Source organism: Arsenophonus endosymbiont of Bemisia tabaci Q2 (genome assembly GCF_902713415.1).
GTDB lineage: Bacteria > Pseudomonadota > Gammaproteobacteria > Enterobacterales > Enterobacteriaceae > Arsenophonus.
Genome location: NZ_CACTIE010000135.1, coordinates 1 through 7,941, shown reverse-complemented (window position 1 = coordinate 7,941; position 7,941 = coordinate 1). Strand labels below are relative to the sequence as shown.

6 protein-coding genes, 1 tRNA gene and 1 pseudogene are annotated in these 7,941 nt (G+C 37.3%); 7 read left to right on the top strand and 1 reads right to left on the bottom strand.

The window, feature by feature from the left end; all coding sequences use genetic code 11:
• The first annotated feature begins 58 nt into the window (after window positions 1–58).
• The 4 genes and pseudogenes from tpiA to rpoD all read left to right on the top strand — a co-directional run bounded on the left by tpiA (window position 59) and on the right by rpoD (window position 5,626).
• A pseudogene (gene tpiA / locus ARSQ2_RS07615) lies at window positions 59–834 on the top strand (triose-phosphate isomerase).
• A 686-nt stretch (window positions 835–1,520) separates the two neighbouring features.
• Window positions 1,521–1,736 carry a 30S ribosomal protein S21 gene (gene rpsU, locus ARSQ2_RS07610; protein ID WP_026821546.1) on the top strand — a complete coding sequence of 72 codons (216 nt, stop codon included), beginning with the start codon at window positions 1,521–1,523 and terminating at the stop codon, window positions 1,734–1,736.
• Window positions 1,737–1,848: 112 nt separating this feature from the next.
• Complete coding sequence (gene dnaG / locus ARSQ2_RS07605; RefSeq protein ID WP_181994924.1) at window positions 1,849–3,594, top strand: DNA primase; 1,746 nt, start codon at window positions 1,849–1,851, stop codon at window positions 3,592–3,594.
• A 184-nt stretch (window positions 3,595–3,778) separates the two neighbouring features.
• The gene (gene rpoD, locus ARSQ2_RS07600) at window positions 3,779–5,626 is read left to right on the top strand and encodes an RNA polymerase sigma factor RpoD (RefSeq protein ID WP_181994923.1); all 1,848 of its coding nucleotides are present in this window, start codon (window positions 3,779–3,781) and stop codon (window positions 5,624–5,626) included.
• 392 nt (window positions 5,627–6,018) lie between these two features.
• Here rpoD and ARSQ2_RS07595 read toward each other — a convergent pair.
• Window positions 6,019–6,094, bottom strand: a tRNA-Ile gene (locus tag ARSQ2_RS07595).
• Window positions 6,095–6,705: 611 nt separating this feature from the next.
• Here ARSQ2_RS07595 and ARSQ2_RS07590 point away from each other — a divergent pair.
• The 3 genes from ARSQ2_RS07590 to ARSQ2_RS07575 are packed head-to-tail and all read left to right on the top strand — an operon-like array spanning window position 6,706 to window position 7,732.
• On the top strand, window positions 6,706–7,260 hold the full coding sequence (locus tag ARSQ2_RS07590) for a pentapeptide repeat-containing protein (RefSeq protein WP_181994922.1): 555 nt from the start codon (window positions 6,706–6,708) through the stop codon (window positions 7,258–7,260).
• Window positions 7,200–7,484 (top strand): pentapeptide repeat-containing protein, encoded by a 285-nt coding sequence (locus ARSQ2_RS14845; protein WP_420837751.1) that lies wholly within the window; start codon window positions 7,200–7,202, stop codon window positions 7,482–7,484. Before ARSQ2_RS07590 ends, ARSQ2_RS14845 begins: the two co-directional genes overlap by 61 nt.
• 2 nt (window positions 7,485–7,486) lie before the next feature.
• Window positions 7,487–7,732, top strand: coding sequence for a pentapeptide repeat-containing protein (locus ARSQ2_RS07575; RefSeq protein WP_181994920.1), 246 nt, complete (start codon window positions 7,487–7,489; stop codon window positions 7,730–7,732).
• The last annotated feature ends 209 nt before the right edge of the window (window positions 7,733–7,941 follow it).

The following is a 7,941-nucleotide window of genomic DNA, read 5'->3' as shown; positions in this document are numbered from 1 at the left end:
TTCGCACTCAATATGGTGTAATCAAAATTAAGTCGCTTAGCTATAGTTGGAGGAAAACATGCGGCATCCATTAGTCATGGGGAACTGGAAACTCAATGGCAGTACAAAAATGGTTGAAGAACTGATTGAAAATTTGCGTAACGAATTAAATAATGTCACACAGGCTGTGGTGTCGCAATTGCCCCACCAGCGCTTTACCTGGCGCAAGCAAAACAAGCTTTAACCGGTAGCAAGATAGCACTTGGCGCAAAAGATGTTGATGTGAATCTTTCCGGCGCTTTTACCGGTGATACTTCAGCGGAAATGCTAAAAGCTATTGGCGCAAAATATATTATTATCGGTCATTCTGAACGTAGAACTTATCATCAAGAAAGCGATGAATTTATCGCTCGCAAATTTGCTGTGTTAAAATCGCAAGGATTAACACCGGTACTTTGTATCGGTGAATCTGAAGAAGAAAATAGCGCCGGCAAAACTGAACAAGTCTGCGCCCATCAAATCGATGCGGTATTAAATAGCTTAAGTGCCAGCGCATTTGAAAATAGTGTTATTGCATATGAACCCATTTGGGCAATTGGCACCGGTAAATTAGCCACTCCCGCCCAGGCGCAAACGGTACATAAATTTATTCGTGACCATATTACCAAACAAGATCCGGCCATTGCCGAACAAGTGATTATTCAGTATGGCGGCTCAGTGAATGCCAGCAATGCTGCCGAGCTTTTCAGTCAACTCGATATTGATGGCGCATTAGTTGGCGGCGCATCGCTGAAAGCCGATGCTTTTGCTACTACTATTTTCAACCCCGCTGCGGCAGCGAAAAAAGCTAGCTAATTTTTACTTGCCGTAATTCAAACCCGGTTCTAGCTAGTCATCAGTAGGATCGGGTCAGTCATCGATGATGACGAATTCAAGTCCTCTTCAATCGACTTATCAAAAACCCACTCGCTTAAATTTATCTTGGCTGGCTAACACCATGATGGTTCTAATAATTAAGAGGTTTATGTACCAATACACTTAGCACATAAACCTCTATTAGCAGTAACTTAATCTATCCTATTTTTTAATCTTCGCTAAATGGGATCAGCGTTTAATTAACGTTCATCAAAGATCAACGAACGCAGGAAAAATAGAATTGATTGTTTTTACCTTCACCACTATTATTTATATAGCTAAGCGTCTTAATTTTGATTACAAAATATATGTTTTTCTCCAATATAAATTTACTGATATAGAGTAATTAATTGTAATCATTTTAAAGTCGCCCAGCTATAAATAACTGTCTATCTGGATTAAATCAGTTATTTTTAATATAAATAATTTGTAGGGCTTATTCATTAAGCATCTAGACTATGCCAACTATTTTGTTATTAAAAATAAATAATTGGGTGATTTTGTACGTTTCGTTTTTATACAGCACTTTACATAGCCCTACACATTGAAGTAAAATTCCGCACTATTTTAAAGACAGCTGGCTATGATATTGCTAGCAAAAACCGATTTTTTGAGGTGAAAAGCACATGCCGGTAATTAAAGTACGTGAAAACGAGCCATTTGACGTAGCACTACGTCGTTTTAAGCGTTCTTGCGAAAAAGCAGGAATATTAGCTGAAGTGCGCCGTCGTGAGTTCTATGAGAAACCAACCACTGTACGTAAACGTGAAAAAGCATCAGCAGTAAAGCGCCACGCTAAAAAATTGGCTCGCGAGAACGCACGTCGTACTCGTTTGTACTAATTGCTACGGTCCAAGAATCGTAACAATTCGACAGCAGTGATTAAGTGATTACAAGAAGGCGGTGCTTTCTAACAGAAAGCACGGCTTGTTATCTTTCATCAATGAAAAGTTTATGGCTGGACGAATCCCGCGTACATTTATCAATGATTTATTGGCCAGAACCGATATCGTTGATCTTATTGATACTAAAGTGCCGCTAAAAAAGCAAGGCAAAAACCATCACGCCTGTTGTCCATTTCATAATGAAAAAACGCCCTCATTTACAGTTAATGGCGATAAACAATTTTATCACTGTTTTGGCTGTGGCGCTCATGGTAATGCCATTGATTTTTTGATGAACTATGACAAGCTTGATTTTGTCGAAACGATTGAAGAACTGGCTACCATGCACGGACTGGAAATTCCTTATGAAACCGGCAATAGTTCAAACCAAATAGAGCGGCATCAGCGACAAAATCTTTATCAATTAATGGATGAAATTAATCAAATTTATCAACATTTATTGAATAAATCAGACTCGCAGAGTGCAAAACAATATTTAATACAGCGCGGCTTAAGTGATGAAGTTATTTATCGCTTTTCTATCGGTTTTGCCCCAAGCGGCTGGGACAACCTACTCAAGCATTTCGCTAAAAACGCTGATAGCCATAAACAGCTAGATGCTGCTGGTATGTTAGTTACCAATAATAATGGCCGCACTTACGTTCGCTTTCGTGAACGTATAATGTTTCCAATCCGAGATCGTAGAGGACGCGTCGTGGCATTTGGTGGCCGTGTTTTAGATGACACATTACCAAAATATCTCAATTCACCAGAAACTGAGATTTTTCATAAAGGCCGTCAATTATACGGCTTATATGAAGCAACACAAAATAATCTGGCACTTTCTAAACTATTAGTTGTCGAAGGTTATATGGATGTTGTGGCTTTGGCACAATTTGGTATTAATTATACCGTAGCGTCATTAGGTACATCAACCACGGCAGAGCATATCCAGTTACTTTTTCGGACAACAGATACGGTTATTTGTTGTTATGATGGGGATAAAGCCGGTCGCGAAGCCGCATGGCGAACGCTTGAAACGGCACTTCCCTATTTGAGTGATGGCCGCCAACTACAATTTATGTTTTTACCTGATGGTGAGGATCCTGATTCACTAATACGTAAAGAAGGTAAAACAAATTTTGAACAACGGATGGATAAGTCAGACTCTTTTTCTACATTTTTGTTTGATACATTGGTTGCACAAGTTGATTTAAGCAATCATGAAGGTAAAGCAAAATTCAATCATCTTGCTATCCCTTTAATTAAAAAAGTGCCTGGTGATACTTTACAGTTATATTTGGCACAAGAATTAGGTAATTTTATTGGTGTTCCTGATACTTCGCGTATTTTTGCCATGATCGAAAAAGGATCGGCAGAAAAAACAAATTATCAGACACCAAAAATTAAATCGACAACAATGCGAATATTGATCGCATTATTGGTACAAAATCCAAATTTTGTCAGCCTAATTCCTACTCTTGATGGAATTAAGCACTCACAATTACCAGGATTAGCGCTGTTTTTAGAGTTAGTTGAACTTTGTCAATCTCATCCTGGCATAAATACTGGTCAACTATTGGAATGCTATCGTAATAATAAATTTGTTAAACAACTTGAAAAACTCGCAACTTGGAACGATATAAAGATAGAAGAGATAGCGGAAAAAATGTTCAAGGATGCGTTGGAACATTTATTTATTACCGCGCTTGATGAAAGGTTCGCATTTCTGATCGCAAAAGAGCGAAAAGAAGGCTTAACCAGTGAAGAACGTGAAGAAGTTCGTTTAATTACTGTTGCAAGAATAAAACAGTAATATTGAAAAAGTAAAAAACATCCGGCTTAAGTGCCGTATAACGTAGGGTAAGCGCCTGTAAGTTGCCATGATGTAAAGGGCATGGCACATAAAATAATTAAATTCCCTTTAATTTTATTGTTGGCTGACTTGTTTTCGCCGACCAACACCAACCCAAATTATTATGAAGTGTGGATACCGTCTTATGGAGCAAAACCCGCAGTCACAGCTGAAGCTACTAGTTACCAAAGGTAAAGAGCAAGGCTACCTGACCTATGCTGAGGTCAACGACCATCTTCCGGAAGATATCGTCGATTCAGATCAGATCGAAGATATCATCCAAATGATTAATGATATGGGCATTCAAGTGATGGAAGAAGCGCCTGATGCCGACGATCTTATTCTGGCAGAAACCGCCACTGATACTGACGATGATGCTGTTGAGGCTGCTGCCCAGGTATTATCCAGTGTTGAAAGTGAAATAGGCCGCACAACAGATCCTGTGCGGATGTATATGCGTGAAATGGGCACCGTAGAACTACTGACCCGTGAAGGTGAAATTGATATCGCTAAACGCATCGAAGATGGCATTAATCAGGTTCAGTGTTCTGTTGCTGAATATCCTGAGGCTATCGCTTATCTATTAGACCAATACGAAGGTGTTGAAAAAGCTGAAGTCCGCCTATCTGATATTATTACCGGCTTCGTTGATCCAAACGCCGAAGAGGATTTAGCACCGACAGCAACACATATCGGTTCAGTGTTACCGGAAGAAGCCTTAAATGATGACGAAGATGAAGATAAAGACGAAGACGACGATAGTGACGACAGTGATGAAAACAATGTCGATCCAGAACTCGCTCGCCAGAAATTTTCAGAACTTCGTGAGCAATATGAACGTACGTCCATTGAAATCCAAAAAAGTGGCCGTAACCATGCTCATTCAGTAGCAGAAATCGAGCAGTTGTCCGAGATTTTCAAACAATTCCGTTTAGTACCAAAACAGTTTGATTATTTAGTGAATAATATGCGTGATATGATGGAACGTGTTCGTTCTCAAGAACGTCTCGTCATGAAACTCTGTATTGAACAATGCAAGATGCCGAAGAAAAACTTCATTACGCTATTCTCAGGTAATGAAACCAATGGTAATTGGTTAGCTGCGGCAAAAGCAATAAATAAACCCTGGTCTGAAAAATTAGTTGAAGTCGAAGAAGAGATACAACGCTCGTTGCAAAAACTACAACAAATTGAAGAAGAGACTGGTTTAACCATTGAACAGGTTAAAGATATTAACCGCCGAATGTCTATTGGTGAAGCAAAAGCACGTCGAGCGAAAAAAGAGATGGTTGAAGCTAACTTACGGTTAGTTATCTCTATTGCTAAAAAATATACCAATCGTGGCCTTCAATTCCTTGATCTGATCCAGGAAGGTAACATTGGTCTAATGAAAGCGGTTGATAAATTTGAATACCGTCGTGGCTATAAGTTTTCAACTTATGCAACCTGGTGGATCCGACAGGCGATCACCCGTTCAATTGCTGATCAGGCGCGCACTATCCGTATTCCAGTGCACATGATCGAAACGATCAACAAGCTGAACCGCATTTCTCGCCAAATGTTACAGGAAATGGGACGTGAACCCTCACCTGAAGAATTGGCAGAACGCATGTTAATGCCTGAGGATAAAATCCGTAAAGTACTAAAAATTGCTAAAGAGCCTATCTCGATGGAAACACCTATTGGCGATGATGAAGATTCACATCTTGGTGATTTCATTGAAGATACTACTCTAGAGTTACCGTTAGACTCTGCTACCTCCGAAAGTCTAAGATCAGCTACCCACGAAGTTCTAGCTGGCTTAACGACCCGTGAAGCAAAAGTTCTGCGCATGCGCTTTGGTATTGATATGAATACGGATCACACGCTAGAGGAAGTGGGTAAACAGTTTGATGTTACTCGCGAGCGGATCCGACAAATAGAAGCAAAAGCATTACGTAAACTGCGCCATCCAAGTCGTTCAGAAGTGTTACGTAGTTTCCTGGATGAATAAAACGCTTATTTATCTTTAGCGTAATAAAAAAGCACCTATTTAGAGGTGCTTTTTTATTGATAGATATGTTAACTCAGCAGATCATTAGTAAAGGTTTTAGCCACTGTAATTAGATAACATTTTAAAAACGCTAACAAAATATTGCCTAAACACCCTCGATTCAATTTCCAATCTGATTATTTAGTTATCCATCAATATTAATTATTGCTAGTTGTAGGGCAGAAATGGTTGTTTTAATTGCACTGATGTCGTCAATAATTGTCGCCACCGCTAGCTGCTGGCTGTTAGTGATAAATCCGTTGCCTACAAAGACAAGCAAAATCTGTGGCTCTAGAATAGCAAAAACTACTCATAGGAGAGTGGTATCAATTGGCTGCTATTTAGCTAAAATTTGGTGGCCCCTGCCGGATTTGAACCAGCGACCAAGCGATTATGAGTCGCCTGCTCTAACCACTGAGCCAAGGGGCCTAAGTCGGGATACATTATACGTGCTGTTTTAGTGCAGGTCTAGTCTTTATAAATCATATGCTTTTTTTATAAACAAAATCAGTGAAATTAATGATTTTTCTGTGTGTAATTTATTTATTAACTATTTCAGTTTAAATTCATGGCCAATAACTGAACAAAAATAACTTATTGATAAATTTGCATTCAAAAGTTAACAGGCAAGTTATGGATGAAATATAAACTAACTCATTAGGAAATCTGCAAAAGTCTATTGATAGAATTTAAGTATTGGTAATAGGCTATGAGCATAATTGATGTTGAACAACATCAAGAAAATAAATATGAATATTAAAAAGCTTATACGTCTGATCTTATCAAAATTAACGATCTGATAAAATAAATACCCACTAATATAAATTATTAGACATGGCATTATTATGTTGAATTTAAAGAAAAATTAGAAAAATTTTATAGTATAAATTGATATATCTGATTATATATCAATACTAATAACATATTCAGTAATATTAATATATATCTATTGTTGTAATACCATTAATCGAAAATAAACCAATTGCGTTTATTTTAAATTTAATACTATTAGGGAAATAAGAAGTATGGCATATATAAATATGGATACCAATCGTTGTTCAATGTTTACTAATTACGCAATAAATATTAATCCGATAGAAGGAAAAGAATTAGCTACGTCACCGAAATGCTTACTTGAACATATTATAAACTTTTTTACCCTAGGCGGGGTGGAAAGAAAATTATCTAAACAATACGATAATTTCATGCAAACAATGACCACCGCTCTAGAAGAAAAAATTGCCAATTCAAATTGTTATCATATTCCTAAAGAACTCAAATTTAATTTTGATGGTTGCACGGTAGCTATTAAACCCTCTGAATATCATTCAGACAAACTATCTGTTACTGTTGAAGGACAGAAAAGAGAGAGTTTTACTTCAGATATTGATATAAAAGGATTTAAAAATACTGCCAATTTAATGTTATTACATAACAGGATTGATCCAAACATATTTATAAAGGAAGGCAAGATTCATTTATTAAATACCGATCTATCTGCCAGAATTTTAGAAGGAATTGATTTAAGCAGGGCATATTTTTCAAATGTAAATCTAAACGGAACAGACTTATCCAGCGCAAATATGCAAAATTAGATTCAGCATTATTAGAAAGAGCCTCTATAGCTGGTGCTAATTTTGATCACGCAAAACTTACTTATGCCAACTTGACCGACACAAAAATTATTACCCTAAAATTAGCCAACGGAGAAATTAAAACCAATACATTCAATCATTCAAAGTTAGATTCTGCATTGTTAGAAAAAACGATCCTATCTGGCGTTAATTTTGATCATGCAACACTTACTCGCCTCGCGTAAACATGGTCGATGCAACCATTCAAAACACGACATTCAATCATGCAGTATTAGACTCAGCATTGTTAGTAAGAGCTACTATAGCCGGCACTAATCTAGATAACGCAACATTGATTAAGGCTGACTTGAGTAATCCAAAACTGGCCAGATTAAGACTACCTAACAGAGAAATTAAAGCCACTACATTAAAAAATGCATATCTAGATTTAGCATTGTTAAATAACGCGACTTTAGATTCAATTGATTCATAAGGGGCATCATTTTGTAAAACCTCTTTAAATCAAGCGTATATTTTTCATTCTAAATTTAACAATGCAAATTTCGATCATGCTTCATTGAACGAAGTATAGCTAAGCGACTTAATTTTGATGACATTATTTATATGAACTATTCAATTGATTTTAGACGTAAAGTGATATTTACCATGGAAGAAGAAGGGTTGAGTATCCGAGAAACAGCG